At 46.1% G+C, this 25894-nt stretch carries 29 protein-coding genes; 16 read left to right on the forward strand and 13 right to left on the reverse strand.

Going from position 1 to position 25894, the window contains the following annotated elements:
* Positions 1-13 precede the first annotated feature (13 nt).
* From PMI05_RS03835 to PMI05_RS03880, 10 genes are all read right to left on the reverse strand, one after another.
* Positions 14-433 (reverse strand): hypothetical protein, encoded by a 420-nt coding sequence (locus tag PMI05_RS03835; protein WP_007717420.1) that lies wholly within the window; start codon positions 431-433, stop codon positions 14-16.
* 6 nt (positions 434-439) lie between these two features.
* Positions 440-859, reverse strand: a complete 420-nt coding sequence (locus PMI05_RS03840; RefSeq protein ID WP_007717421.1) for a hypothetical protein — start codon at positions 857-859, stop codon at positions 440-442.
* Positions 859-3894, reverse strand: coding sequence for a M23 family metallopeptidase (locus PMI05_RS03845; RefSeq protein ID WP_007717424.1), 3036 nt, complete (start codon positions 3892-3894; stop codon positions 859-861). The genes PMI05_RS03840 and PMI05_RS03845 overlap by 1 nt, the downstream gene beginning before the upstream one ends.
* 11 nt (positions 3895-3905) lie before the next feature.
* Positions 3906-5321, reverse strand: coding sequence for a hypothetical protein (locus PMI05_RS03850; protein WP_007717426.1), 1416 nt, complete (start codon positions 5319-5321; stop codon positions 3906-3908).
* A 49-nt stretch (positions 5322-5370) separates the two neighbouring features.
* Positions 5371-5982: an S-layer homology domain-containing protein gene (locus tag PMI05_RS03855; RefSeq protein ID WP_007717427.1), complete on the reverse strand. Its 612-nt coding sequence runs from the start codon at positions 5980-5982 to the stop codon at positions 5371-5373.
* A gap of 12 nt (positions 5983-5994) precedes the next feature.
* Entirely contained in the window at positions 5995-9387 is a 3393-nt protein-coding gene (locus PMI05_RS03860; RefSeq protein WP_007717429.1) for a hypothetical protein, read from the reverse strand.
* A 59-nt stretch (positions 9388-9446) separates the two neighbouring features.
* Positions 9447-9677: a hypothetical protein gene (locus tag PMI05_RS03865; protein ID WP_232030104.1), complete on the reverse strand. Its 231-nt coding sequence runs from the start codon at positions 9675-9677 to the stop codon at positions 9447-9449.
* 98 nt (positions 9678-9775) lie between these two features.
* The gene (locus tag PMI05_RS03870) at positions 9776-10180 is read right to left on the reverse strand and encodes a hypothetical protein (protein WP_007717434.1); all 405 of its coding nucleotides are present in this window, start codon (positions 10178-10180) and stop codon (positions 9776-9778) included.
* 168 nt (positions 10181-10348) lie between these two features.
* The gene (locus PMI05_RS03875) at positions 10349-11200 is read right to left on the reverse strand and encodes a hypothetical protein (RefSeq protein WP_007717435.1); all 852 of its coding nucleotides are present in this window, start codon (positions 11198-11200) and stop codon (positions 10349-10351) included.
* 105 nt (positions 11201-11305) lie between these two features.
* The gene (locus PMI05_RS03880; RefSeq protein WP_007717437.1) at positions 11306-11737 is read right to left on the reverse strand and encodes a hypothetical protein; all 432 of its coding nucleotides are present in this window, start codon (positions 11735-11737) and stop codon (positions 11306-11308) included.
* A gap of 134 nt (positions 11738-11871) precedes the next feature.
* Between PMI05_RS03880 and PMI05_RS03885 the strand changes: the two genes are divergently transcribed.
* The 13 genes from PMI05_RS03885 (at position 11872) to PMI05_RS03945 (ending at position 21546) form a co-directional block, all read left to right on the forward strand.
* Complete coding sequence (locus PMI05_RS03885; RefSeq protein ID WP_007717438.1) at positions 11872-12126, forward strand: hypothetical protein; 255 nt, start codon at positions 11872-11874, stop codon at positions 12124-12126.
* Positions 12127-12215: 89 nt separating this feature from the next.
* Positions 12216-12476: a hypothetical protein gene (locus PMI05_RS03890; RefSeq protein WP_007717439.1), complete on the forward strand. Its 261-nt coding sequence runs from the start codon at positions 12216-12218 to the stop codon at positions 12474-12476.
* Positions 12477-12695: 219 nt separating this feature from the next.
* On the forward strand, positions 12696-12863 hold the full coding sequence (locus PMI05_RS30960) for a hypothetical protein (protein ID WP_007717440.1): 168 nt from the start codon (positions 12696-12698) through the stop codon (positions 12861-12863).
* Positions 12864-13181: 318 nt separating this feature from the next.
* The gene (locus tag PMI05_RS03900; RefSeq protein WP_007717443.1) at positions 13182-13736 is read left to right on the forward strand and encodes a sigma-70 family RNA polymerase sigma factor; all 555 of its coding nucleotides are present in this window, start codon (positions 13182-13184) and stop codon (positions 13734-13736) included.
* A 37-nt stretch (positions 13737-13773) separates the two neighbouring features.
* Entirely contained in the window at positions 13774-14193 is a 420-nt protein-coding gene (locus tag PMI05_RS03905; protein ID WP_007717445.1) for a hypothetical protein, read from the forward strand.
* A gap of 4 nt (positions 14194-14197) precedes the next feature.
* A complete protein-coding gene (locus PMI05_RS03910; RefSeq protein WP_007717447.1) occupies positions 14198-14773 on the forward strand; it encodes a thymidylate kinase in 576 nt (191 codons plus the stop codon).
* Positions 14767-15354, forward strand: a complete 588-nt coding sequence (locus PMI05_RS03915) for a lytic transglycosylase domain-containing protein (protein ID WP_007717449.1) — start codon at positions 14767-14769, stop codon at positions 15352-15354. Before PMI05_RS03910 ends, PMI05_RS03915 begins: the two co-directional genes overlap by 7 nt.
* A gap of 16 nt (positions 15355-15370) precedes the next feature.
* Positions 15371-16177: a sigma-70 family RNA polymerase sigma factor gene (locus PMI05_RS03920; RefSeq protein WP_007717452.1), complete on the forward strand. Its 807-nt coding sequence runs from the start codon at positions 15371-15373 to the stop codon at positions 16175-16177.
* A 75-nt stretch (positions 16178-16252) separates the two neighbouring features.
* On the forward strand, positions 16253-17227 hold the full coding sequence (locus PMI05_RS03925; protein WP_007717455.1) for an aldo/keto reductase: 975 nt from the start codon (positions 16253-16255) through the stop codon (positions 17225-17227).
* 133 nt (positions 17228-17360) lie between these two features.
* Positions 17361-18860: a spore germination protein gene (locus tag PMI05_RS03930; RefSeq protein WP_007717457.1), complete on the forward strand. Its 1500-nt coding sequence runs from the start codon at positions 17361-17363 to the stop codon at positions 18858-18860.
* Between the two features lie 52 nt (positions 18861-18912).
* Positions 18913-20115: a Ger(x)C family spore germination protein gene (locus tag PMI05_RS03935; protein WP_007717458.1), complete on the forward strand. Its 1203-nt coding sequence runs from the start codon at positions 18913-18915 to the stop codon at positions 20113-20115.
* A gap of 68 nt (positions 20116-20183) precedes the next feature.
* The gene (locus PMI05_RS03940; RefSeq protein WP_007717460.1) at positions 20184-20417 is read left to right on the forward strand and encodes a hypothetical protein; all 234 of its coding nucleotides are present in this window, start codon (positions 20184-20186) and stop codon (positions 20415-20417) included.
* A 37-nt stretch (positions 20418-20454) separates the two neighbouring features.
* Positions 20455-21546: an endospore germination permease gene (locus PMI05_RS03945; protein ID WP_039960184.1), complete on the forward strand. Its 1092-nt coding sequence runs from the start codon at positions 20455-20457 to the stop codon at positions 21544-21546.
* A 46-nt stretch (positions 21547-21592) separates the two neighbouring features.
* Here the strand turns inward: PMI05_RS03945 and PMI05_RS03950 are convergent, their stop codons facing one another.
* Positions 21593-23092 (reverse strand): IMP dehydrogenase, encoded by a 1500-nt coding sequence (locus tag PMI05_RS03950; protein WP_007717464.1) that lies wholly within the window; start codon positions 23090-23092, stop codon positions 21593-21595.
* 216 nt (positions 23093-23308) lie between these two features.
* On the opposite strand from PMI05_RS03950, the gene PMI05_RS31265 reads away from it, so the two are divergent.
* Genes PMI05_RS31265 through PMI05_RS31275 form a run of 3 tightly spaced genes read left to right on the forward strand, consistent with a single transcriptional unit; the run spans position 23309 to position 24003 of the window.
* Positions 23309-23653, forward strand: coding sequence for a hypothetical protein (locus PMI05_RS31265; RefSeq protein WP_007717466.1), 345 nt, complete (start codon positions 23309-23311; stop codon positions 23651-23653).
* Positions 23654-23683: 30 nt separating this feature from the next.
* Positions 23684-23878: a hypothetical protein gene (locus PMI05_RS31270; RefSeq protein ID WP_007717468.1), complete on the forward strand. Its 195-nt coding sequence runs from the start codon at positions 23684-23686 to the stop codon at positions 23876-23878.
* Positions 23842-24003 carry a GNAT family N-acetyltransferase gene (locus PMI05_RS31275; protein ID WP_238543244.1) on the forward strand — a complete coding sequence of 54 codons (162 nt, stop codon included), beginning with the start codon at positions 23842-23844 and terminating at the stop codon, positions 24001-24003. Before PMI05_RS31270 ends, PMI05_RS31275 begins: the two co-directional genes overlap by 37 nt.
* Before the next feature lie 186 nt (positions 24004-24189).
* On the opposite strand, the gene PMI05_RS31585 is transcribed toward PMI05_RS31275, so the two are convergent.
* Positions 24190-24312: a hypothetical protein gene (locus tag PMI05_RS31585; protein WP_007717470.1), complete on the reverse strand. Its 123-nt coding sequence runs from the start codon at positions 24310-24312 to the stop codon at positions 24190-24192.
* A 13-nt stretch (positions 24313-24325) separates the two neighbouring features.
* Positions 24326-25594, reverse strand: coding sequence for a helix-turn-helix domain-containing protein (locus PMI05_RS03960; protein WP_007717472.1), 1269 nt, complete (start codon positions 25592-25594; stop codon positions 24326-24328).
* Positions 25595-25894 lie beyond the last annotated feature (300 nt).

Below are 25894 nucleotides of genomic sequence, written 5' to 3' on the forward strand. Positions count from 1 at the left end.
CCATACGCCTCCTTTACAGTTTCTTACGTAAAAATTTCACATTGTACCAAACTTTCTTTTCCGTACCTGAAATGTTGTGGAAGTCAAAGCGGACCTGAGCATTTGGCTTCAACGGATAGACGATCCCAAAGCTGTTTCCCATCGAGACGGACTCTGGGAGCTCTTTGGTATAAATCGTTTCACAGACCTTCACGCCGTCCAGACTCAGCTCCCAGTAATCGCCGACGCAATAATTATTGGTAGCAAACGCCACGGATAAAAATTCTGTCGGATAGGGAAGGGCATAGGTATCGGAAAAGACTTGCTTGGACGCGGTCACATCAAGCATGCGTCCGCGAATGAAGGGCTCAGTAAATTTGGAAAAGTGCGGGTAGGGGAGTTCTCGTACCTTGTCGATTACGCCCCCGCCCGAATAAACAACGGAGAAGCCCACTTGTACTCACCTCTCTTTCTCTATACGAAGGACATCGGTGCCAGTTAAGAGGCCCCTCGTATCATAGAGTAGACGGATCAGATAAGATCCTACCGTTTTTCCGTCAGGTGCGTAGCCCGCAGCGGTAACCGAGGTTAAGCGCCAAAGAGAATAGTACTCCCAATCTGGATGGAGCTGATCGACTTCAAGCGGGAAGGTGGTAGTGTCTGTAGAGCCAAACGTGAGGGAAATATCCAGCATGTAGCCAGACTCGTAAAACAGCTTGGCACCCGTGACCTTTTCGGGATCGAGGGGATGCTCCCGGATCAGACGTACAGAGGGTTCCTCTGCGAACGGGTCTGCCATGACTTTCGTGGTACGGTGGACTTCATCACGGATCAGATCGAGGATCGGATAAATCAAATAATCATTCGCAATTCCGGCCATTACACCATCGCCCCCTCGTTGTTGCTCCAAAATAAATCGAGGATTTGCATGTAGCCGTTCTGCGCATCAAACATCGTGCGGATTCCTTTGATGGTATACGCTTCGCGGGTGGTTGTATTGGAGTCGATAATGTAAATACGATCGAGGACATCTAGGGTAGGGTTACCGGGGATGGAAATTTGTAGCGTACGGCACAACCGTTTCAAATCAAAAAACGTTCGCTGGGCAGCCACCCTCTTCAGCTCGTCTGTTTTGGCATAAGGAACGGATCTAACGCCTGTACGTACCTCGCCCTTCAGCTCCATCAAAATCTCCGTGTCTACAAAATGACCAACCTTATTTTCTTCATCCAAAATGACAAGATGGCTTTTGCCACGTGAAAAATCGATGGTCTTATGAATCGTGATCAAATTGTCATGCTCGGTATAAGTAGCCACAATCGGCCGATTCATATCAATCTCTTCCAGGCGATACGTACCGTAGCGGTCACAATAGGAACGGAATGGCGTCTCTTTCATGATTTCCGCGATGGCTTCTCCGACTTTGTATTGATACGATTCGAATTTGCGTCCGGGCGGCTCAATAAAAGGATTTTTCCAACCTTTTGGGGTCAAAATGGATTCGGGATCGACTTCAACGAATTCGCCTTCTTTATCCGGTACAGCTTTGAAAACTTTGCCTGTCGCCTGCGTCACGTGGGTATAGCTCGTCTCTTGTACAATGGCATAGGGGTAGAAAATGTCTTGCGGATTGCTGCGCCAGGCATACATTCCTGCATGGGCGATCAAGTCTTGTACGATGGCGGATTTGAGATAGGCCGCTTTCGCAGTAGGCTCTGTCTGGACAGCTGGGGCACCCTCCCACTCTGGAATCGAATCAAACTCCGTGCTTAAGCGGAATTTTTGGTAGATTTGCCACACGCTGTTATACCAGTTCGTATCGCTCGCCCATTGATAAGCGCCCTTGTCGCCTCCTTGCCAAAAATATTTGACGTCGTCGACAGACTGGAAGCGCCATCCTTTGCTCGCCATAGCTTCCCGATAGCGAACGGCGCCACGATAGAGTTGTCGTTCGAGCCCTTGGTATTGCGGGTCACATTTTTCTCCGGTATAGCATCCATATCCGAGAATAAAATCACCTGGAGGCAGGCCTTTCCCCAGCGTCCCCATTTTGGTTTCGTGCTCCGCAATGGCAAGCAGAAATTTATAATCGAGCTCGGGACCTTGCTGCTTAGCCTGCTTTTTGGTCATGGAAATGATTTTGTCCCGACGAGACATCGAGGAAAAAACGTTGGTATCATGTGCGGCAGAATGTCCGACATCTGGGGGATATTGCTTGTCCTCGGTAATGACCTTGTTCAAAATCTTCTTGTACATATCGCGGCAGTAAATGGTTATGGTCGATTCCTCGCCATTCAAATCGAGCTTGTCGATCAGCCCAGTAAACACACGCATCAAATTCAGACCATAACCCATGTAGATCCGGACAGGAGTATTTTCGGAGAGAACACCAACATGGAATCCATTCACAAAATAAGACCAAGGCGTTTCTTTGTAGGTTTCCGGAAAGTAAAACGGATTATAGTCCGGGCTGTAGTAGCCGCCAGGGTTCGAGATTGTGATGCGTGCCTCACATGAATCCATTTCATATTGGTCGTCCATTTCGATGTGGTTAATATTGTCGAGGGTAAGGGTGTCCATATAGACGAACTTTCCGACCTGGAGTGATACTTTTCGCGGCTGACCAGGCATGAAGGTGCTCGTAATTTCCCGTTCCTCAAAAAACTCCTGCTGTACCGTCGGATCGACTTTGTCTTTGTTCCCGTACAGATCGGGTCGCCCTTGCAATTCCTTGATCTGAATGTACTGGAGGGAAAAACGATTGACTTGTTTTCCATTCCAAGACAGCTCGATACGGATTTCCATTTCGCCATTGGGAAAGGGGATGTCACGAATCTCTACGTTTTCTGTGCCGGAGAATTTGTTGACCTTGATTTGCATTTTTCCATTGAAAAAAACGCGCAGCTCGCCGGCACCTTCACCGAAGTTGGTGGAGAACCCCATGCTAAAAATGCCGGGGTGAACGGAGGTCAGCTTGAGATTCATGCCAGTCGTCACGGTAGGGGATGGGAAGACGGTCTTGTACCCTTTGGGGTCAAAGGTAAAGGTAAGGTTGCTATGCTCAGTCGAGCTTCTCTCGATCATGGATAGCTTTTTGGTCAGCTCGTCTACTTTGTAGACAGATTTTGTGTGCCACGTATTATTGGTAAACCGTTCGTCCAAAAGAGTTGCTCCTGGCGTTCCAACATAGGTGGCATCGGTTGTGACCCCTGCGCCGTTATTGGAAGAGGCAGCGAACAGATGCTTCGAGCCATTCATATAAGGAAACGGATCGATGACGGCATCTCCATTCCAGACTTCAAAGTGCAGATGAGCACCTCTTCCTTTGGAGCGGGGGGAATTCGGATCGTCATAGGTACCCATGTTCGTAACACCTGCAGAGCGGACGTCTCCTGTATTGCCGCTTTTTCCGATTATGGTGCCTTGCGTGACATAATCCCCTGTTTTGACGTGGATTTCGCTCATATGGGCGTAGCGGGTCCACATGCCATCTGCATGCTGAATTTCTACGCGAAAGCCAAAGCTCGTATATTTTTCAGACAAGGTCACTTTTTTTACTTTGCCAGCCCAGGCAGCTTTGATGGGCGTACCGACTGGACAAGCGATATCAATCCCTTTGTGGTTGCGGTTGTCGCCCATATAGGCTGTAATATCTCGGATGCTTTTGCCTTCCACCGGAAAGACAAAAGAAATCTTGGATGGAGCAGTGCCACCCTCTCCTGAGCTATCTTGAATGATGGTCCGGGTCAGCGTTTTCTCTTCCCGAGGATCACTCATAATGAAATCGAGTTCTTCGGTACGGCCTGGCACGAAGACGAGTCGATCGACCTCGACGCGGCAAGCGGGCTTTGTTAATTCTCCGAGTTTGAGTCTTTCGGATAGAATTCTGCGAAGCTCATTGGACATCGTTTGCATGAAAGCACCTCCTATTTAAACCGTTCCAGGGACCATTTTCGAAAGCGATTCAAAAAAGAGACGGCCTGTGCCCGGGTGAGTAGCGAGTAAGGCATGAACCATTTTTCTTTCTCTTCTGCGTTGGATGACGATACCTCGTACATATGGTTGACGACAGCCGCTCCATCGACGAAATTGTTGATCGCAATTCCTTCGATCAAGTAATCTCCGTTGCCAAACCGCTCGTCTTCCATAGAGAGGACGGATGGTGCCCACCATGAAGGCTTGCTGCCTGTCATTCCACCGTTTAATGCGATCTTTTCCCCGGTGTTGCTGTTGTACATATATTTTTCACGCCCGACATCTTCAAAGCGGGTGCTCGTCTCTTTGACATAGAAGAAATGAACGTTTTTACCTGCCTCAAGCGGCATGTTGAACAGTACCGTATGATCATCAAATTCTTGATAGTCGGAACTGTTTACCACTTTTCCATCCACTTTGACGGCAAGCAACTCCTTACCCGCAGGATAGGTACCATTCAGACGAAAAACACGTTGCCCTTCGTATGCCGTGTGGGATTCATCCAGCCGCTGTGTAGGAGGCTGTGAATCTGTAAAGCGTTGGTAAAAAGAGCGCCGAAGCCGGTCAATAAGCAGAAAAGCCTCTGCCCGATTGATGTAGGCGTTGGGAAAGAAGCGGTCGTTTCTCCATACGCCAGGGCTTTTCACCGAAAAATATCCGCCTCGCATAAACAGAGCACCGTTTTCGTAGCTGTTGTAGATGAAACGCAACTGAACGCCGTTTAGATTGTAGGGAAGGTAAATCGTGGCTCCGGGAGCAGGACTAACCATGTAGACATCTTGCTTGAGTCCGATATATTTTTTGGCGAGGTCTTGGGCAGGTGTCGATTTCCATTCTTCTTCAGGCACGTCAATCCGCTTCAAGGAGCGACCATATGCGTACAAATACTCGTTGAATTGGCGGCTGAACGGATTGTAGAAATACGTGTCTCCGTTATCGAGGCGTTTGTTCGGGTAAGCAAAGGAAGAGGAATTGGGGGGAATCGGTTTGCCAAAACGGTCCAAGGCAGGCTTGCCGAAGCTGGAAAAGGCAACAACTGAATTGGCAGAAGGGGCGTAATACAGCTCGATATCTGTTTTGTTCGGGTCGGTTTTATTTGGACGGATTTCTTTGAAAAGGGTTTGGGTTCCGTCAATGAAGACAAAGAGGGGGTTATCTGTACTCGGTGTCAATTTGGCAGTGAGTGTAAATACCTTTTGCCCAGTGGAGCCCTTCTGTTCCTCATATAAGTAAGGGGCATTGCTTTCAAAGGAGCCGTAAGCGATTCCTTGAATGAAGGGTTCTCCGTCGGCCATCAAATAATTGCTTGCCTCCATTACTTCGTTAAAAAACCAGTCTTTTTCATTCACATCAGCCCAGCTGATCATTTTCATCACCTCCTATATAGAGTAGACAGAAACGTTTTAACTGCCTCAGCTATTCCCGAATCATCCGTTCTACCAGTCGCCTTGTCCGATTCAAAAAGGCAATAAATTCGGCGCGTGTCACAAAATCATTGGGGCGGAAGTAAATGACGGGCTTTCCGTCACGGGTAATGACCGTGATCAGCCCAAGATTGGCCATTTCCTCGATGTTTTTCTGCGCCCAATGCCCTTCAATATCTTGAAACTGGAAACGTGATTCGCGTTCGATCGAGTCTTTTTTGATGAGGATCAAATCGACAGTTACGCTGTAGCGCCGTCCTGCCTCAAGCACATGGGGGGTGATGGATTCTGCGCTTCCGAGGAAAATGCTTCCTTTTTCATCGTAAAACTTGTGGGTCCAGCCTGCGTAGCTCAAGTAATCGTTATACGATTCCTTGTCTGGAAAAAGCAAGGTCAATGAACAGTGGTAGCTGCTAAAGCCGGAGTGGTGGATGTGCGAGGGAGCGTTGATGATTTTGATTTCGCGCAAGGAAGGCTGGGGACTTGGTGGAGCATAGGGCTCGATGAGACGGGCGTTTACTTCCATGAACTCGAAGCCTGTATCGACGAACAGCTTTTTTTTGTAGTGCTGATTGGCAGTGCCAAAGGCGTATTGTTGGGTCATTTTTGTACCTCCTTACAATCTCGTGTAGCTCGTGGCGATGCCGGAGCGTACTTGTTGGCTCAATTCGGTAGAAAGGCTTGCTTGTGTACTGCGAACGGCTTCGCTGACGGTCGAGCCGAGGCGCTGTAGGTCAGCTTCCGTTCCGCTCATTTTGTCGATCGTAATGTTCACATTACTGCCGCCGCCATAGGTAAGGTCGTAGGTGCTATGTGTTCCATTGGCCGTTTGCATGCCCCAGTAGGTCAGTGGCTGCAAGCCGTCGGGCATGTTGAAGGTTCCTTTGGTAGGCTGCTTGGACATATGCAGAGATACGAGATTGTCGTACTTGGCTTTTTCGAGGCCTTTTTTAAAGCTTTCGATGTTTTTCTTGAATGACTCATTGTTTTGGTTCTCGGACAAAAGCCGATCCATTTCAGAACTCGTCGCATCAAAAGTCTCATTGATACTGCGTAAATATTTTTCATCTAGCTTCTTTACTACTTCAGAATTTTCGCTGTGACCTGCCAAGATTGCTTTGTTCCTGTCGATCGAGTATTGAAGTTCTTTACTTTCCAGTTCAGAGCTCAGCTTGTCCTTCACGGAATCAATTTTTGTGCCGGTGGTATGGTTGGTTTTATCGAGGTTATTTTGGGCGATAGAAGCGTTTATATTTTGGACTACTGAATTTACTATCCTATAGGCATCTGTATCCTTAGGAATCTTTTTCTCTAGTATCTCTTTGAAATAGGTCAGGGTTGCATTCCGGGCCGTATCAATACCACTGTAGTAGTCAGCATAAGCTTTTAGCATTTCTGGGGAATCTTCGGCCTTACCCTGCCTTAGAAGTTTATTCTTTGTTTCATCTAAGACGGATTTTAAGGTGTCCTCCTCTACAGCGAGTTTTTCCAGACGATAACCAACCACTTCCTTGCCAAGGTCGAGTGTTTTGACCTCTTTCCATGAAGTAATTGGGGTATTGTCCAGCTTGGAGCCGTCGCCATCGATATCGATAAGCTTAGAGTTCTTGTCTTTCTCCTCCAGTTTTTTCTTATCGGATTTCGTTTTTTCGAATTCAAGGTCAGCTTCTTTCTCGTCTAGCTGAAGCACTTTATTTAACTCTTCATTGAGCCTAGCACCGTCGTATTTATCACCAGCTTGCAAGGCTTTAGAGTAATCGCTCCATGAAGGAGCAGTGCCCCCCATGAGGTTGATCGCACTATCTGTAACAGCATTAAAAGCTGTTGATATATAACCCATAGCCTTTAAAACAGGAGGCATTTTATCGATATTCATGATGTCAGCCACGAGATTTTTTTGGTTTTCTAAGACCCTGCTTTGTCGCTGAGTATCGGACATAAACAAAGGCTGCAGCCAATCCTTGTTAAAAGTATCCAAGAACGTGAGTGCCGTTAAGCCAACACCTAAGGCACCTGCGCCTTTTAAAAATTTCCCAGCATTTTTTAATCCTTTTCGCCATGCTGGTACACCCTTGGTTGCATCATCAACAGATGTTGAAGCAGCTTTGCCTGCTTTGGATTGAGCTTTTGGAGGCGAGTCTGACTCATCCATATCGCTCGTCTTTTCGGCAGATTTAGGTTTAGATTTAGATTCGGATTTAGGTTTAGATTCAGAATCGGATTTAGGCTTAGATTCAGAATCGGATTCAGGCTCGGTTTTAGCTTCAGATTTAGATGCAGAATCGGAGTCAGAGTCAGAGTCAGCTTCTTTCTTATCCTCCTTCTTTTTTCCTTTAAACATCTTGTCTCGTATCTTCGTCTTGAACTCACCAGATAATTCGTCAAAAAGGAGAGCAGCAACAGGGGCCAGCCTGCTAGCAGTAGAGGATGAACTGCTTGCGGCCGCAGCCGCGGGAGCAGCTTGAGGACCCGCTGCGGCATTCGGAGGTTTGGGTATAGCCGTGGACAGTGCTTCTGTCAATTCGTTCAAGGCTTCCCGTGTTTTCTGGAGTTGTTCCTCCTGTTGTTTTAAGTCGCTTGTCATGTCCGTGATCTGCTGGTCGGTCGTGACAGACGTATCAGCAAGGGCACGCAGTTTCTCATCGAGCGAGGAGATGGAAGGAATCAAGGCGGTAATCGTGCTCTGTAAACCACCAAATGCACGCTGGACCAAAAGGATTCGGCTGGTGAGCAAATGTGCCTGACGCTCTACATCGCGCATCTTACGTCTGAGCAAATGTAATTGTTCAAGCAGCTTCTTTTCTTCCGCAATCAATGCCTTTAACAATCGATCATTGTACGGATATAGCTCTTGTACCCTTTTCTGTTCCAACCTGTTGCGGATCAATCGAGTGCGGGCAGCCTGATAGGAAGAGAGATTTTGCAATTGCCACGACTGGATTTCCATCGCTTCTTGCGTAAAGGGAGAAGAGGATTGACTAAGCAGTGCGGTAACACGCTCTTGTCTTCGCTGTTCACTTCCTTCATAAAGATTGCGCCGGGCTTTGACGTAGGCAGTTTTTCCTCCGTATTGATCCGCAGCATTTTTCAACAGGCGCACAGCGAGCGATAATTGGCTCTGGCTTTCTCGCATGCGCTGAAGCAAGTGGACCAAAAGCATGGGAAAGCTACCGGGCTGATTTTTAAAAAGATCGAATGCTTCAAGGGATGCTGCTTGCCAGATGTTTTGCATCTGGTTTTCGGAAGCAAGAGAGTCACCTGGTAACAAAGCTGCTTTCTCCCGAATATCGGCTACAGTTACATGCGGGTCATTTGATTGGCGGGAAGACGTATAGTAGGCTCTGGTTACTTCTTCAAGGCTGACGGCATATGTTAGCGCGATATCCCGCAGGTCTTGTTTGACTCCTGTTCGCAAGTATTCTCGCAAACCAAGTGCTTCTTCTTCCACTTGTTTTTGATCCGTCGTTCGTCCGAAAACGCGTGCCTGCGCCAAATCCATCATGTTTGTATCTTTGAACAAAAAATTACGCTCTGCCTTTTTAAATAGGCGGTTCAAAGATTTTGCTGACTCCCAATTTTCGATATCCATTGAGGTGATAAGCGTGTGAAGGCCGCTGCTCATCATGTTTCGCAACACATCTACGGCAGCCTCTTCCCATGCTAGTGGATGGATGGTGCTTCTCGTGCCATAGGACTTTTCCGTTCTTTTAACGGGAGTATCAGGAAAAGTAGCAAAGCGGAACGGGGAAATGGCTTCTCCTGTACTTACGGACAGCCGGGAAGCAGGGGCAGCATGGGAAACAGGCCGAGAGACATGCTTACGGGAAAAACTGAGCGGCTTCGACTCAATTTCGCGTATCATCTGGCGTAATTCATACAGTTGTTGATGCAGTGCTTGAAAAAATGGGGTAGCTTGTTGGGCACGAAATGAGGATGCCGACTGCTCTACAGAACTCCGTGCAGCACTCGTTATAGAGCGGAGGGCATCGGTCAAACGTTGAGTTTCCATGAATATCACCTTCCTCAAAAGAAAAATCCCGTTCTGGTCTTAGAATAGACAGAAACGGGTTATAGACCACCTAACACTTTGCCAAGTACGGCAATATCGTCTTCGGAAATTTCCTGATAGTCTTGCGAGCTAGATGCATGGGGAGAGCTGTCGACAGAATTCGTTCCCTTTCTTCTCAAGAAAGGAAATCCCATGCGTGTCTCTACCTCAAATTGAATGTATTTGTTCACTCTCTTCATTAACTCTGCTACTTGGGGAAGGGTGTACTCCCAAATATCCCATTTCTTCAAACCGCAGTCCTTATGGAGATGAAAAAATAGATCGCCCCAATCAAGTGGCTCACCAGATTCCATATCGCGAATCGTGGAACTGTCACCCTCGCCACTCTCTACTTTTTTAAGCCGTTTAGGCCAATTAAAATGTTAATAAGCTTTTTGGCCGTCTCCAAATCACAATGTTCATCCAAGTACTCGCGAGTGACTGTAGGATAGTTGCGGAAGCCCAGAAGCAGGATATCGAATAAATCTTCTTCCTTGTTTTCGTAGGGGAGAAAATTAAGGATAATCGCGTCGATATGGACGGTTCCTAGCTTTTTCATCAGGATGCGGGCGTCTTTTAAGGTCACAGGCGGAATCCGGTAGGTTTTGCCGTCACGCAGCATGATTTCACTGTCATCTTCAAAGAAAATAGCTTCTACCAGATCAGCTTCCTGCTGTTTTTTGATACGCTCTATAGCTTCTTGGTTCATCATCTCTGCGTGTTTTTTTTCCAGATCTTCTTGGTGGTTTAGCATGGAAAAATCCCTCCTTGTACAATCTGAGAAATCATCAGTAAAATTTATCCACTTGCTGAATGTGATTTCGTTCGCTATGATTCGTTGTAAGTTATTCCCTTTTTAAAAGAGCAAGGCAAGAGCGAAGAGCATGATACTCTCCACTCAGCTTGCTTAACCTCGAAAGATTTACACTTTTTTGTTAGATACGAAGCGTTTCACACTGCCTAGCTTGCCATCTGCTCGCTCTGGATCGATAACGGACAAGGAAATAGCGGAAGTACTGGCTGTGGAGCGTGCCGCATCGATCGAGAAGCTACCTTTTGCCATGCAGGAGAACAGCTCTGTTTCAATACCTGCATAGGTTCCGTCTTTTTGCAGGAAAGAGCCGTGATGGACAACATGAACCGGGAATGGCACTTCATCCATCAAAATGTCGACCACGTCTACGGTTTCGGTTCGCTGATAGTTGAAGACCACATCTTCATTAAGGAGGGCAGGAGAGAAGATGAGACGAGCTTTATCTTCGCTGCCATCCTTGAATGTATCCACCATGAATTCGTCAGCTTTTGGAGCAGCAGACGTGCTCAAGTTTACTTGCTTCAACAGGCGATTGCTATTTTTCAGACGAACAGCAAATCCGCCGCCGTTGAAGAGGGTACCGCCAAAGTCAACTTCACAAACACCAGCGTCGCCAGTGGATGCAGAACGATCTAGGCTGCCAGTTGTGATTGCTTTCTGCTCACCCAGCACATACACATAGTCGCTCTTTTGTTCTTGCAGCTTGGAGCCCATCATGAGCTCAAGTGCGCCCAGATCAAATTTGGCATCCGTTGCGGTAATCTCAATGCTTTTCGATTTGACGAGAGTGTCAATGGCGAAGAGTCCATCGCCGCCAAAGATATCCTCCATTTCAACATTCATATCAATTTTCAAGTCCTGCATATTACCAAGCGTAATGACTTCGACGCCATTTCCATCCTTGGAAGCGCGTTTGGCAAGAAATTGACCGACACCTTTGATAATCATTTTTTTAGACAATGAAAGTCACTCCTTCTAGATAGGGGATTTGGTTGCTGTTGCTGAATCGTGTTGGAAAGGGAATCGCGATCAGCTTGTCATAGGATAGACGGGGTTTTGAAATGTCTAACAAACTTGCAAAGTAAACTTCGTGATCAGTGTGAAGCAGTACGCAGAGGAATGGCCGGTATCGGATTCCTGCTGGGAGACAACATACGTGTCCAAACCTTCTATTCCATTCATCGATAAGCTTTTGCCGTCTAAGAGATGGAAAAGATGGTTCGCGATTTGATGCGCCAGCTCGACATCATCGGGCGTGATCACATCTAATCGGAAGAAGCTGGTGAGAAGGAGGGGATTATCGGTGTCGCGCTTTCCGGAAGTTGCGTAGAAGGAAAGGAGAGGCTTCGTAACATCAGATAGCTGAGCGAGCTTTCTTCGTTTGATAATCTGCTTGGATAGGGAGTCCTTGTCCTCTGGAGCAATTCCGAGTAATGCGAGCAACTGATTATCCGTAGACAGTAATTCATAGAGATGATGATAGAGGTCGACAACCACGAATGATTCACCCCCTTTTGCTGAGAATTTTTGGAACAAAATGTGCTCCTTCTACGTTCATAGGTTAGACAGATGAGGAAGATGTCTCCCTTGGAATACATATTCGGTCGTAAATAAGCCAGGAGGTCATAACATTGCGAAGTGATAAGATACAAATCATCATTCAACAAACGAAGGAAAAAGTTTCTGCGAAGGTGCTCGAAGATCATGAAGCCGTTGTTGGGATTATGGCGATGGCCAAGAGCTTCATGCTAAATGAAGAAAGTGTGCGTCACATTATTCACGAGGTTTTTGATGGAGATAAGGAACGAATGGCAAAGGCATTGACAGTAGCCAGCCATTTGATTGATGAAAGTTTGATTCAAAAAATCATCTCAGATGTAAAGTAAGCCCCGCAGAGGGCTTTTTCTTTTTGTAGGGAGAAAACTCATTCAAAACGGTCTATCCTATCTCAAACGAAAAAAGTGAGGGGATAAGAATGAGAGATTCCAAAAAAGCCGTATTGTATGTCGTAATTATTGCCGCATTAGCTGAATTTCTACTAGGAGAGGACATCGATCGCGAAGGCTGGGAGGAGCTTAGTGACGCGCTTGGTATGGTGGGAATGGATCTGAACGAGGTTTTCACAGAGAATGATTCATTGCTGCTTGGATTTCAAAAAGTTTGTCAGGAATTTGGGAAGATGAATATAACAAAGGAAATGATAGAGGAATTATACGTAGAGGACCAGCTGGAATAAACGGCTGGTTTTTTTTTTCGTGTAGGAAAGTTTAATCGCTTCACAGTGTGAAAGCAACCATATTTAAACTTTCCGGAGCGCATAAAAACTTTCCGTTAAAACGCGGTCGCACCTCCATGAAGAGGCCTCGATAGAGGTTTTTTTATTTTCAAAATCCGCTTAATACATCTCAATTCGCTTCGTATAGATTCGACAAGAGGCAAAAGGAGGGGAGAAACCATGTTATATCAGATTAGTTTTTCGGCAGATGGACAGCAGGTGCAGGTCATGAAATATACGTCGACCCAAGACACCCCCATAGCCGTTTTGGAAGAGTTCTTTCGCGAGCATGTTCAAGTGAATCCTGAGTCCCTAAAAGGAATCGGGATCGTCAGGATCGGTGGGTAGCATGGCCTGTCAGGGATGTGATTATGAAAATGCCTGCCAAAAGAAAATGACAGTCAATGACATCGTGATGTCAGCAAAGGAACAGGATGTTGTGCCCATGACTTGTCGTTGTGTGGTTCATGACATTTGCCGCGATTGCCACTGGTACATCAAGCGTCAGTGTGCTTCATGGAAGATTTTGAATGGAAAAGTATTCACGGCTGGTACCTTGCAAACTTGTCCGAAAAAAGTTTTGAAAACTGGTTGCTAAAACCCTCCTCCAATTACCTAGTGTGATAGAGCAACTGTGAATAGGAGCATGAGGAGGGGATGAAGTACATGACAGATCAACTTCACCAAATGGACGAGTTATTTTTCGCAGGGAAAGTCGATGATTTTTTGCAGAAGGCAAAAGAAAACTGTGAAGCCAAGCTGACCGGAATGACGTTTGCTGGAATGACCCATGATGATGTCGTTCAGGAGGTTCTCTTAAAGGTGTATCGCACGATGAAGGATTACGATCAGGAAAAAGCTAGAGTGACTACCTTTGTCGATCATGTGATTACGAATAAAATTCGCGACTGCTTGCGGAAAGCCGGCACGCAAAAAAACCTGACAAACAGTAATGCAGTTCTTGTCTCTGGTGGAGATGAGAATGAAGAGGAAACGATGATCAGCCGTATTGCTGCTCCGAGCGAGGAGTTTCGATATGAGGAAGTAGAGATGATGATCGACATCATGGAGTATATGAAGCTGTCCACGCGAGACAAGCTAATTCTCCAAATGAGAAGTGAAGGCTATTACCATGAGGAAATTGGTCAGAGATTCAATATCAGCAAGGAAAGAGTGTGCCAAATCATCAAGGCGATTTTGAAGCAGTACGGTGAGTTGTAGGCATACACAAATAATCGATGAAAAGGAATGATCCAGCATGGCAGTTTTGTTGAAAAAGATGAATGAGGAATTGACCGAGGAGCTCTCTCATCAGGTCATTGGAAAATATGTACACGTTCCGACCAATATGCATACAACACCTACAGCTGAAGGTGGAGAAGAAGAGGTAAATATTTGGTTCGGCGGTTGCGTAGCGGGCATTGAAAAAGCAGTCATTGCCTTCGATTACGAAAAGCAGGAGTTTCGTGAGGAGCCGTTGACCTACACTAACTTTTTACTGACCGACGGTATGGGATACACGGTGAACCGACTCCATTCCGAGATTTATGAGATTACAAAGGAAGAATTCGAGCAAATGCTAGCAGAGCATTTGGCTACTCAGGCTGCTGAGCTTGAAGCAGAGAAACAGCTTCGTGAAGCAGCAGAGGAAATCTCGACAAATGAGGAGACGATGTAGTGCCATGAGACAGCCCACGATTGTCGCTTTTGAAGGAATTGACGCCAATGTGAAGGAAGCCCAAGCGGCGTTGCTGGAAGAAAATTTGAGGTGCCTCGGATATAAAGTGCGGAGAGTATCGTTTCCACGTTTAGATACCCCAATCGGAGCGGTCATTGGTATGTGGCTTCGCTGCGAAATTGAGCTAGATGAGAAAGCGGTAGGAAAGCTTTTTGAAGCGGATTTTCTGGACTATCAGCGAGAAATGGCGAGGATTTCGAAGGAAAACGTTGATTTTATCATCATTGATCATTACGAACTGTCCAATTATTACTACTTCTATATAAAGGATACTCCTCTTTCCTGGTATGCCACCATGAGTGATTTGACGAAGCGACCCGATGCAACCTTTTTTCTGCGGACCGAAGTAGATACGAATAATGCCATGCTGCTAAAGGTGCAGGATGCCTATCTTTCCCTTGCCCACGCTTCACGCCGATCGGTACGTACACTGGATACAGCAATCGGGGTGGAGAGAATGCAGAAAAACATTCTGCAAGCAGTCCATCAGCTACATTTGAAAAAGCGAGTTACGTGCTAACAAAACTAATCGGCATTGTTGCCGCAGTGTTCATTCCCGCAAATGCTGTTCTGCCAGCCGTAGAAAAGGGGCTGTCGGAAATTCATCCTGTGATGAAACTGGCCAGGGACACAGATAGGCAGTTGCATAGAAAAAAGGAACTTGCAAACGTAATCACACAGGTTGCGCCGAGACTTGATAAAGCTACAGTCGAGCTTTATACAGAAACAATTTTTGGATTATCCGAGCAATACGAAATAGATCCGGTATTGATCATGGCAATGATCTGGCAGGAAAGCCGTTTTCAGCACGACGCGATTTCTGGCAAGGGCGCTAGAGGATTATTACAAATCATGCCGCGCACAGGAAGATGGCTGGGAGCTCATCCTGATGACCTGTTTGATCCCGTGATCAATCTACAAACAGGTATCAAGTATTTGGATCTCTTGCAAAAGAAATATGGAAACCTTCGTTTAAGTATCATCGCCTATAACCAAGGTGAGGGAAATGTTGACCGAAATCGTTATCACGATGGCTACTATACAAAAGTCATGACCCATTACAAAAAAATGAACGGCTTATTAAGAGAATCAGAAAGATAGGCTGGGAGGAGGTATTATGAGTGATCATGTCATGTTCATAAAACAGAGAGTTGGCAAGAATAAAGAACAATACTCCTTGTATAACATGGAGAATATTCGCCGCTGCAAGGAAGATAGTGAGTATCTTGGTGAAGTGATAGTCGCAAATGAAGATCTCATTTGGCATTCTGTGCACAAATATATCGGAAAGCCAGAGACATTAGTGAGGCAATATTGCTTGGAAAAAGCGGATATCTTGCAATTGGGAAGAATGGGAATCATCAAGGCTATCAAAGCCTTTGATATAGCAAGAGGCGTGAAGTTTTCGTCCTTTGCAGTCATAACGATTGTGAGGGAGATCAACTGCTTTTTGCGAGACAGCGGAAATATTGTACGGCCGACTAGAACGGCCACAACGATTCTCCAACACATCAGTAAAATAGAAGCAGACCTGGGATATCTCCCTACAATAGAAGAGTTATCGATACTGTTGGGTGAAAATGAGGAACAGATCAAAAAAGCGCTAGATGTCGGGAGACCTGTGAAGTATTTACAGGAGCCATACTTGAAGGCATCCGCTTCGAGCAATGAAGCTGCCACCGTTATGGATGTCTTGAAGGACGATGGACGAGACGTGGAAGAGTACGTGCTGGACAAGCTATATGTTTCTGCTTTGCTTGCGCAACTGCAAAATCAAATCTCATTAAAAGAGTGGCAAGTCCTGCAACTAAGGATGGCAGGCTACAATCAGACGCAAACAGCAGATTTTTTAAATGTATCCCAAATGTGTGTATCAAGAACCATGAAAAAAATTCAGAATATTTCGAAAAATAAACTTTCTTAATCTTATTTTTCAATCCCCACCCAAATAGGAGATAATGGAAGAGCACTCCTATTATGAAAAGAGGTCGATCACAATATGAAATACTACCGACTTGGTGGCAGTGGATTGAAGGTATCAGCATTGGGATTAGGCACGAACTCATTCGGAGGGCGTGCGGATGAGCAAACGTCAGTAAGCATCATTCATACCGCAATCGAAAACGGGATTACCTTTATTGATACGGCAAATATTTACACGCAAACAGAATCGGAGCGAATCATCGGGCTGGCGCTGGAAGGGAAGCGGCACGAAGTCGTTTTGGCGACGAAGGCTGGCTTGGTAAAAGGCGAAGGACCGAATCAGAGAGGCTCATCGCGTTACCACCTGATGCTGGAGCTGGAGAACAGCTTGAAGCGTTTGCGCACCGATTATGTGGACTTATATCAAATTCATACGTTTGATCCAGAGACTCCTTTGGAAGAAACACTCCGCGCACTAGATGACATGGTTCGATCTGGGAAGGTGCGTTACATTGGGGCTTCCAACTATGCGGCTTGGGAATTGATGAAGGCAATTGGCATCAGTCAGCGGGAAGGGTTGAATCGTTACGTATCGACGCAGGTCAGCTACTCGCTGGCAGATCGGACACCGGAGCGTGAACTCGTACCGCTATGTCTGGATCAAGGGGTGGGGATCATTCCGTACTTCCCGCTTGCTGGCGGAATTTTGACAGGCAAATATACCTCCGCAGAACAGACCCCGACTGGTTCGCGGGCAGATAAGGAGCCGCGTTTCGTACGGCTACTAAGTGAAGACAAGCTGGAGTTTGGACGTAAAATCAGTCAGGTAGCGGCGGAGGTTAGTGTATCCTCTAGTGTGCTGTCCTTGGCTTGGCTCATGCACAAGCCGGCTGTCTCTTCGGTGATCGTGGGCGCGACCAGTGTAGAGCAGCTTACGGATAATTTGCAAAGTGCAGCTTTGACGTTGGATGAATCGACCTTGGCAGAGCTGGACCGATTGAGTGATGCGTACCGAAACGGGGAACCATTTGCCGTCTATCGTTTGCCGTAACAACCGTGACAGTTGTTGATTAATATAGTCAGTCCAAAAGCCTCCATTAAGGGGGCTTTTTTGTGTACAGCATAGACCCCAGAGCCATGAGGGATAGTAAACATATCCCGAACTGGAAAAAGAGTGATTTGAAATGAGCCATTCAGCAAAACAAGCTGCGCCCTTTCTTTGCTCGTTGGACGAAAATCTGGAAAAGGTGAAGCGAGAGCTGGGTAACAGCACAGACCTTGTAACGCGCCAAGTGCGTCTGGAGGCTGTCAATCAGATGCAGGTGGGGATTTTATACACCGAGGGTCTGGTCGACAAAAATATGATTAGCGGCTTCATGGAGTCTCTCATGCTTCATGCCAATAAAAACGCCTTCCTTGTAGAAGCCGATCCGTTGATGTTGATGAAGGACTTCTTGCTCACGATCGGTGGAGTGGAAGAGGTCTATGACTTTGACCATTTGTATGATGCGATATTGACGGGGGATACCGTTATTTTGGTAGATGGGTATTCGTACGGCTTTATCGCAAATACGAAGCAGTGGGAAGATCGTGGTGTTCAGGAGACTTCTGTGCAAACCGTGGTTCGGGGTTCCAGAGAAGCGTTTTCGGAAAACCTCCGGACCAATACGGCTTTGGTGCGCAGACGGATCAATAATCGCAATCTTTGGTTGGAGACCGTACCGATTGGGGAGATGACCCAAACCAAAGTCGCCATGATGTATATAAAAGGAGTCGTGCAGGATAGCGTAGTAGCAGAAGTGAGAGAGCGGCTGGGGAAGATTAAGATCGACGGTATTTTGGAGAGCGGAAACATCGAAGAAATGATTCAGGATCATACCTTCACTCCATTTCCGACGATTTACAATACGGAGCGTCCAGACTCGGTGGCAGCTGGGCTGTTGGAAGGGCGCGTCGCCATTCTGGTGGACGGTACACCGATTGTTTTGTTGGTACCAGCAGTCTTTGTCCAATTCTTCCAGTCTCCAGAGGATTATTACATGCGTGCGGATTTTGGGATCCTGCGTATTTTGCGGCTCATTTCTTTCTTTATCGCTTTGCTAGGTCCATCCCTTTATGTCGCCATTACCACCTTTCATCAGGAAATGCTGCAAACCAACCTGATCATGAGCATTGCTGCCCAGCGTGAAGGAGTGCCATTCCCTGCTGCAGTCGAGGCGATGTTAATGGAGTTTACTTTTGAAATGCTGCGAGAAGCAGGGGTACGCATGCCGAGGGCGGTTGGGTCCGCGATTTCCATCGTGGGAGCACTCGTGTTGGGGGAAGCTGCCGTGCAGGCAGGACTGGTTTCACCCGCTACCGTCATCGTCGTTTCCATAACGGCTATCACCAGCTTTGTCTTCCCTTCCTTTTCCATGTCCATTCCGATTCGCCTGTTGCGGTTCGGCTTGATAGCACTTGCCGCCAGCTTTGGTTTTATCGGCATATTTGTGGGAATGATCGCCTTGTGCATTCACCTGTGCACTTTGCGCTCGTTTGGTGTCCCGTATATGGCTCCGCTTGCCCCTGTGAATCTGTCTGATCAAAAGGATACGCTGCTTCGGATTCCGATCTGGATGATGCATACGCGTCCCCATTTTTTGCGCCAGAAAAATAGCGTCAGAGAACGAAAAAGTAAAATATAGCGCAAGTATCGTGCCGATGTGATGAGAAATTAATAGCCGAGGTGGATACGGCATGAAGCGAATAGGTATGTTCCTCCTGGCCCTGACTCTTCTCGTTTTGTTGACAGGCTGCTGGAACCGCAGAGAATTGAATGATTTGGCGATCGTCATGGGAACAGGTATTGACAAGATTGACGGGCAATATGTGATTTCCGCCCAAATCGTCAATCCCGGAGCGGTAGCATCAAAAGAGAGCGGGAAGATAAGCCAATCAGCTGTTGCCACTTACAGCATGCGGGCATCGAGCATTTTTGAGGGAATTCGGAGAATGACAACGGAAACGCCCAGAAGGCTGTATTTTTCCCATATCCAGGTGCTGGTTTTGGGGGAGCAGGTAGCAAGAGAAGGGATAAAAGAGTCGCTGGACTTATTATTTCGCGATCATGAGGTTCGACCTGATTTTTATGTCATTCTGGCGAAGGATACAACAGCGCTTCAAATCCTCAGCATGATCGACCCGTTGGAAAAAATCCCTGCAACGAAGCTCTATAAAAGCTTGGAAACGGCAGAAAAGTCCTGGGGATCGATTGTCTCTATGCAATTGGATGAAGTTATTGCTGATTTGCTCCGGGAAGGTGTAGAGCCGGTACTGGTAGGTGCTACGCTGAAAGGCAAGGTACATATGGGTACATCCGATATGAGTTCCCAAAAAAATAGCCAGCCCAATCTGTTGAAGTATCAGGACATTGGGGTCTTCAAAAAAGATAAGCTGCTGGGTTGGTTGAACGAAGAGGAAAGTATCGGATTCAGCTATATCACAGACAGAGTGGACAGTACAGTAGAAGAAATTCCTTGTGACAAAAAACATAAAATCGTCATTGAGATTATTCGGAGCAAAACAACGGTCAACGGGAAGGTGAAGAATGGCAACCCGCAAATAGAAGTGAGTGTTTCGGCAGAAGGAAATGTAGGCGAGGTGGCGTGTCCGAAAGATTTGTCCAATCCCCAAACCATGTACAAATTGGAGGAGGATGTGGAAAAGAGAATCAGAGAGAAAATCGTAAGTGCCGTTCATAAAGCGCAAAAGCAATATCACTCGGATGTTTTCGGATTTGGGCAGTCGATCTACCGAAATGACCCCAAAGGGTGGGAAAAGGTGAAAGAGGATTGGGATTCTCAATTCTCCAATCTGAAAGTGAAAATCAAAACAGACGTGAAGCTCAGGCGGACAGGAAAGGTGGGTAATTCGTTTATTCCTTTCATAAAAAAGGATTAGAGCATAACTTTTTCCATCTGGGGAAATGGTAAAGGTATTCCAGCGAAAAAGTAGGTGCACTGCACAGCATGTGGATCATCATACTGATTTTGCTGATCAGCCTACTCATTGCCCTCTTTGAGGTGCCTTATATGAGAAGGAACGCGATGAAAAAGGAAATGCTGGTTTTCTTCATTTTCCTTGTAGTTGGGACGGGACTTGGCATAGCCGAATCGCTTGAGGCGAATATTCCGAACCCGTTGGACTGGATCACATTTGTCTATAAACCATTCAGCGACTTCATTTTTGGAACTGTGGAATGAAACAGTATCCAGCAATGAGGCGGGGGAGCGAGAGGAATTGATAGACAACGGTCATATTAGCGCAAGGCAATTCATGATAATCGTGGCGCTTTTTGGGATTGGTGATGCGATTTTGTACGTACCATCCCTTACTGCTACCGCTGCCAAGCAAGACGCCTGGATCTCCGCCCTCATCGGGTGGGGGGAAGGCTTTCTTTTAACCTATCTGTATGTTTCGCTGAGTATGCGGTATCCGAACAAGTGGATCTTTCAGTACAGCGAGGAAATATTGGGAAAGTGGATGGGGAAAGTGGTAGCTGTTCTGTTCATCAGCTATTTCTTCATCGACGCTTCACTCATGCTGATGGAAATTGGCGATTTTGTCACGACGCAGATTATGCAGGAGACCCCCATTGAAATTATTCTTGTCCTTTTTCTAGTGATCATCGTCATGGGGGTCCGCAGTGGAGCAGAAGCCTTTTCTCGAGTGAGCGAGCTGTTGTTTCCGTATTTTCTGTTGCTTTTTTTTATCTTGATTGCATTTATCTCCCCCCAGATCAAAATAGAAAATGTGAAGCCCGTGCTTGCGCATGGATTTGCTCCTGTTTTCGGGGGGAACTTCAGGTACATGGGTTATTTGCTGGAAACAGTCATTCTGATCGTGCTGTTTCCCTTGGTAAAAAGGCCAGCGCGTGCGGCAAAAGCTTATATCTTGGGCATCCTCTTGGTTAATTTCTTCCTTGCGGTGATTACTGCTGTGGCAATCTTGGTTTTAGGTGCCGATATTACCGTACTGCTCGCCTACCCAAGCTACACACTTGCGCAAAAAATCAGTATCGGCAATTTTTTGGAGCGAATAGAAGTGATGATGGCCGTCATCTGGTTTATCACGCTCTTTGTCAAAATTACCATTTGCTATTATGCGACGAGCTGTGGGATCGCATATACAGTGGGGTTGCGGGATTACCGCCAATTGACACTGCCACTGGGGATGATCATGATTGTGGTGGCATTGTCGACGATGCCTAACCGCTCTTATTTTGATACTTTCGTTTCAGAAATTTGGATGCCTTATTCCTTGACCTACGGTTTGTTCTTGCCCGTTCTCTTACTGAGTGTGGGTGCCCTAAGAAAAAAACCAATCTGCTAGCATTGTGAGCTGCAGACTGGTTTTTTGTGTTTACGCGTCGATTGTATTACTCAGCAGCCATGCTGCTTTCTTTCAAGATAACGTCATGTGCGCCGCCTTCTACCAAGCTAGTAGCAGAGATGACGGTGATTCGCGCTTTTTGCTGAAGCTCTGAGATGGAGAGCGATCCGCAATTGCACATGGTTGATTTAATTTTGCTCAAGGTACGGTCGATGTTCTCGCGCAGGCTTCCTGCGTATGGTACGTAGGAGTCTACGCCTTCTTCAAAGACGAGACTGCTTTTGCCGCCAGTGTCATAGCGTTGCCAGTTGCGAGCGCGGTTGGAGCCTTCTCCCCAGTATTCTTTCACGAAGTTGTTGCCGATCTTCACTTTTTTGGTCGGGCTTTCGTCGAAGCGAGCGAAGTAACGTCCCAGCATGACAAAGTCTGCACCCATAGCCAGAGCCATTGTCACGTGGTAGTCGTGTACGATTCCGCCGTCGGAGCAGAGCGGAACGTAAATGCCTGTTTCCTTGAAGTACTCGTCGCGAGCTGCTGCCACTTCAATGAGGGAAGAAGCTTGGCCGCGTCCGATTCCTTTTTGCTCGCGGGTAATGCAGATGGAGCCGCCGCCAATTCCTACTTTTATGAAATCTGCGCCCGATTCCACGAGGTAGCGGAAGCCTTCCTTATCTACTACGTTACCTGCACCGATCGGAACATTGAAGTTTTCTTTTACATATTGAACCGTCTCGCTTTGCCATTCGCTGAAGCCGTCGGAGGAGTCGATGACCAGAATATCAACGCCTGCTTCTACCAACGCAGGGACGCGCTCTTTGTAGTCTTTTGTATTGATACCGGCACCTACGATATAGCTCTTGTTCGCGTCCAAGAGGGACAGCGGATTGTTTTTGCGGGAATCGTAGTCCTTGCGGAAAACGAGGAAGTCGAGATTTTGATTTTCGTCTACGATTGGCAAGCAGTTCAGCTTGTGCTCCCAGATCAGGTCGTTGGCTTCGGAGAGTGAGATGCCGGATTTGCCATAGATCAGCTTCGAGAATGGCGTCATGATGTCGCTGACGAGTTTGTCCTGAGAGTCGCGGCTGATGCGATAATCGCGACCTGTTACGATTCCGAGCAGCTTGCCTTTTGCCGTACCATCTTCCGTAATGGCAACGGTGGAGTGGCCTGTCGCCTCTTTCAAATCCAAAATGTCTTTCAGCGTATGGCTTGGTGTCAGGTTGGAGCGGCTAACGACGAAACCAGCCTTGTAGCCTTTTGCTTTGCGAACCATGGTTGCCTGGCTCTCGATGGACTGGGAGCCAAAAATAAACGAAATACCGCCACATCTAGCCAATGCGACCGCCATATGATGGTCGGAAACTGCTTGCATGACTGCGGATGAGAACGGTATGTTTAGTGAGATGGCAGGCTTTTCACCTTTTTTATACTTGGTAATCGGAGTGGATAAGTCCACATTGTTCGGAGTGCATTCTTTTGTGGTGAGATTTGGCAACAACAAAAATTCATTAAACGTCCGAGATGGTTCTGTGTAATAAAAAGCCACGATTCTCTCCTCCTAGGTGAAGTTGGTCTCGATTTTTTGAATTGCCTCTTTAATAGAGAAATTTTTACCATGGTAACCGTGAAGTACGACAACGTCAATAGGGAATCGTTAGAAGGAGTGATTTCTTTGCTAAAATTGCGAACAGGTCATGAACAACGCAAGCTTTTGGAATAAAATTCGTTAGAAAATTCGTGCATTTTATACGGGAATATGTACTTGCGAACGGACAGGCGCGGCGTCGTAGCGGACAGTGTCCAAGGAGAAGTAACTGCCATCGGGTCTTACTTGAAAGGGATGCCGTTTCACGCGTTTTCTCTTCATGTGGTAGAGAGGGGGGAGAATTACGAGGTGGTGCAGATGCTCTCCTATCTGAAAGAAGTGCTAGATGGCAGCCTGCCAGATGGACAAAAGGGCGTGATCGCATTAGCAGAGCCTCTCCTGTCGCGCGTACAGATTCCGAATATACTTGCCACACGTACCATGTATTTGATGAAACTAACTAATCCTGAGCGTCTTTTACCTGTGGGAGAATCACGAATACTAGAGTTATCCGAAGCATAGATCGTGGAGAATATGGCGGCAGAGCTCGGCATGATTAGTTTTCGAGCAGAGGAAGTAGCAGAAATGCCACACATCACACTCTTTTTGGAAGGAAAGGAACCGATGGCTGTAGCAGGCTTTCATGTCTATGACGAAGCCTACGTAGAAATCGGGACATTGGAACATCTGTTCATCATCGGCAAAAAGGGTTGGGTACGCAAATCAGCTCAGATATTTCCCGGATAGGCTTGGCGAAGTCTGCGAATGTTTATTTGATGGTCTTTGCCGATAATCCTACGGCGGTACACGTGTATGAGAAGCTCGGTTTTGTCACGGTATCTTCTTACGCTATTATTGAATTTCTTTTTTAGAATAGTAAAAGAGAGGACAAGTGTCCCCTCCTGTAAGTGCAATCGTCATTTGAGCTCTTTAACGAGTATTACCTGAAGAGAGAGTTGAGAAAAAGGATTTTTCTGTCTCCCTAGTTACATTTTGTATGTTGAGAGTCCGATTTGAAACATAATCGAAACTACTGATGATAAGCGTATTTATCTTGTTTACCAGCCGGGATCAGGGTAGTAACTTGGTTTTGTTGGTTGTGGTTCCATTGATGGTTCAGCCGTCAATGGCACTACAAATAGCGCAGAAAAGACACATAAAGACAGAATCAATTTTTTCATGAGTACCCACCTTTCATGATTGGAAATTGATTCCATTATACACTTTTGACAAATTTTGGAGTAGATCAAGAGAAAATTTCTTTCCGTTTATGATGTGGTATTCCAGAAGTGTAGTGAAGCTCCGATTCACTTCTTCCAGCGCACCGATTTTCCCAAAATAATTTAGGCTTTCTATAAGACTGTTCACGCCCAACTCTTCAGAGTCTTGTTGAAGATAAAAAACACCTTTAGCTCGGTAATATAAGCCCAATTGTTCATATTTGCTTGGAGTGTTTGGGGCTGCAGGTATCAACGTAGACTCTGTTGAAAAAATATTCTGCATACCTTCTTTGTTGTTCATCGTTAAATAGATTGCCAGTAGGTCATTTGCGATAGGAAGTCGGTCATTTTGATCTTGGCGCTCCAAGCACTCTTGTAGAGCGGGTATCGCTTTAGTGAACTTTTCAGTCTTTACATATAGTTTCGCTCGAAGATATTGTGCGTTTTTACGCACTTGAGGGAAATTGAACTCATCGTATTTGTCTAGGTACACGGTCGCGAGGATATAGTCTCCCAGTTCCATATACGATGTGATAATTGTTAGGATAGCCGCCGCTTTTCTCTCACTCTGACTCGGATCTTGGTCTATTCCTTGTTTGCAGAGCTGGATACATTCTTCGTACAATTTACGGCACCATGCATGTACTCCTAACTTGTAATTAGCAAGAATACGCTCGTCCCTATGTAAGTAGCCCATGTAATGCAGTAACTCTTTACCCTCTATGTAGGTTTGATCTAATTCTTTGAAATTCTCGCGTCGAATCATGTACTTTTGGTACAAAGAACGGGCTAAATATACAGGAATTCCATGTTCACGGGAGTAGTGAGAAATGATATCGTAGATCGCCACGCGCAATTCTCCCTTTTCCATGTTGCCAGCTAGTTGGTATAGGTAATCCAGTGACAAAAACGTATTATTTTTAGGGCATTCAAGGAGTCGCAGTGCGACTTTTTGTATAAGGCTGGTATTCCCCTGTTCTAGTACAATTTCTAATAAAAATTCAAGAGTTTCTATACGCTTGATCTTATCTAAATACGGTGTAATTGCCTGAAATAAAGGTATCTTTAATTCTTTCGCTAACTCGATAACATTACGCATGTTTGGACGAGTGAGAGAATCTGTTTCGATTTTACTAATTGTAGCGGTCGATATCTCTGTCTTGTTTGACAATTCAGCCAACGTTAGATTAGCTCTTTCTCGATAAGTTTTTAGTACGTTGCCAAATGTTTTGACTTCTAACACAACTACATATCCCCCCTTAGTAAATTTCTTTTTATGGATACTATAGCATGTGGTTTTGACCAAAAGTTACATATTTAACCATTTTTTCTAATTGGATTATATTTTCTAGAAAAACCGAAATAAGGTTAATATTGGAAATTGCGATATAGTTATTCCTATCAATATAATAAGGAGTGAAAGGCTATGAAAAGATTCAAATGAGTGTTAGTTCCTTTTGTCACGTTCTCAATGTTACTAGCTCCCGTATTAGTAGTATCGACACCTGTGTCTGCTGAAAGTGCAGAGAAAATCGCTAAGATC

Origin of the sequence: Brevibacillus sp. BC25, from assembly GCF_000282075.1 — a bacterium.
GTDB lineage: Bacteria > Bacillota > Bacilli > Brevibacillales > Brevibacillaceae > Brevibacillus.

Excerpts from the sequence above, each read along its gene's own strand:
- PMI05_RS03840 (WP_007717421.1), bottom strand. The coding sequence starts at position 859 with ATGGCCGGAATTGCGAATGATTATTTGATTTATCCGATCCTCGATCTG.
- PMI05_RS03845 (WP_007717424.1), bottom strand. The coding sequence starts at position 3,894 with ATGCAAACGATGTCCAATGAGCTTCGCAGAATTCTATCCGAAAGACTC.
- PMI05_RS03850 (WP_007717426.1), bottom strand. The coding sequence starts at position 5,321 with ATGATCAGCTGGGCTGATGTGAATGAAAAAGACTGGTTTTTTAACGAA.
- PMI05_RS03855 (WP_007717427.1), bottom strand. The coding sequence starts at position 5,982 with ATGACCCAACAATACGCCTTTGGCACTGCCAATCAGCACTACAAAAAA.
- PMI05_RS03860 (WP_007717429.1), bottom strand. The coding sequence starts at position 9,387 with ATGGAAACTCAACGTTTGACCGATGCCCTCCGCTCTATAACGAGTGCT.
- PMI05_RS03870 (WP_007717434.1), bottom strand. The coding sequence starts at position 10,180 with ATGCTAAACCACCAAGAAGATCTGGAAAAAAAACACGCAGAGATGATG.
- PMI05_RS03890 (WP_007717439.1), top strand. The coding sequence starts at position 12,216 with ATGAGAGATTCCAAAAAAGCCGTATTGTATGTCGTAATTATTGCCGCA.
- PMI05_RS30960 (WP_007717440.1), top strand. The coding sequence starts at position 12,696 with ATGTTATATCAGATTAGTTTTTCGGCAGATGGACAGCAGGTGCAGGTC.
- PMI05_RS03900 (WP_007717443.1), top strand. The coding sequence starts at position 13,182 with ATGACAGATCAACTTCACCAAATGGACGAGTTATTTTTCGCAGGGAAA.
- PMI05_RS03905 (WP_007717445.1), top strand. The coding sequence starts at position 13,774 with ATGGCAGTTTTGTTGAAAAAGATGAATGAGGAATTGACCGAGGAGCTC.
- PMI05_RS03910 (WP_007717447.1), top strand. The coding sequence starts at position 14,198 with ATGAGACAGCCCACGATTGTCGCTTTTGAAGGAATTGACGCCAATGTG.
- PMI05_RS03920 (WP_007717452.1), top strand. The coding sequence starts at position 15,371 with ATGAGTGATCATGTCATGTTCATAAAACAGAGAGTTGGCAAGAATAAA.
- PMI05_RS03925 (WP_007717455.1), top strand. The coding sequence starts at position 16,253 with ATGAAATACTACCGACTTGGTGGCAGTGGATTGAAGGTATCAGCATTG.
- PMI05_RS03930 (WP_007717457.1), top strand. The coding sequence starts at position 17,361 with ATGAGCCATTCAGCAAAACAAGCTGCGCCCTTTCTTTGCTCGTTGGAC.
- PMI05_RS03935 (WP_007717458.1), top strand. The coding sequence starts at position 18,913 with ATGAAGCGAATAGGTATGTTCCTCCTGGCCCTGACTCTTCTCGTTTTG.
- PMI05_RS03940 (WP_007717460.1), top strand. The coding sequence starts at position 20,184 with ATGTGGATCATCATACTGATTTTGCTGATCAGCCTACTCATTGCCCTC.
- PMI05_RS31270 (WP_007717468.1), top strand. The coding sequence starts at position 23,684 with ATGATTAGTTTTCGAGCAGAGGAAGTAGCAGAAATGCCACACATCACA.
- PMI05_RS31585 (WP_007717470.1), bottom strand. The coding sequence starts at position 24,312 with ATGAAAAAATTGATTCTGTCTTTATGTGTCTTTTCTGCGCTATTTGTA.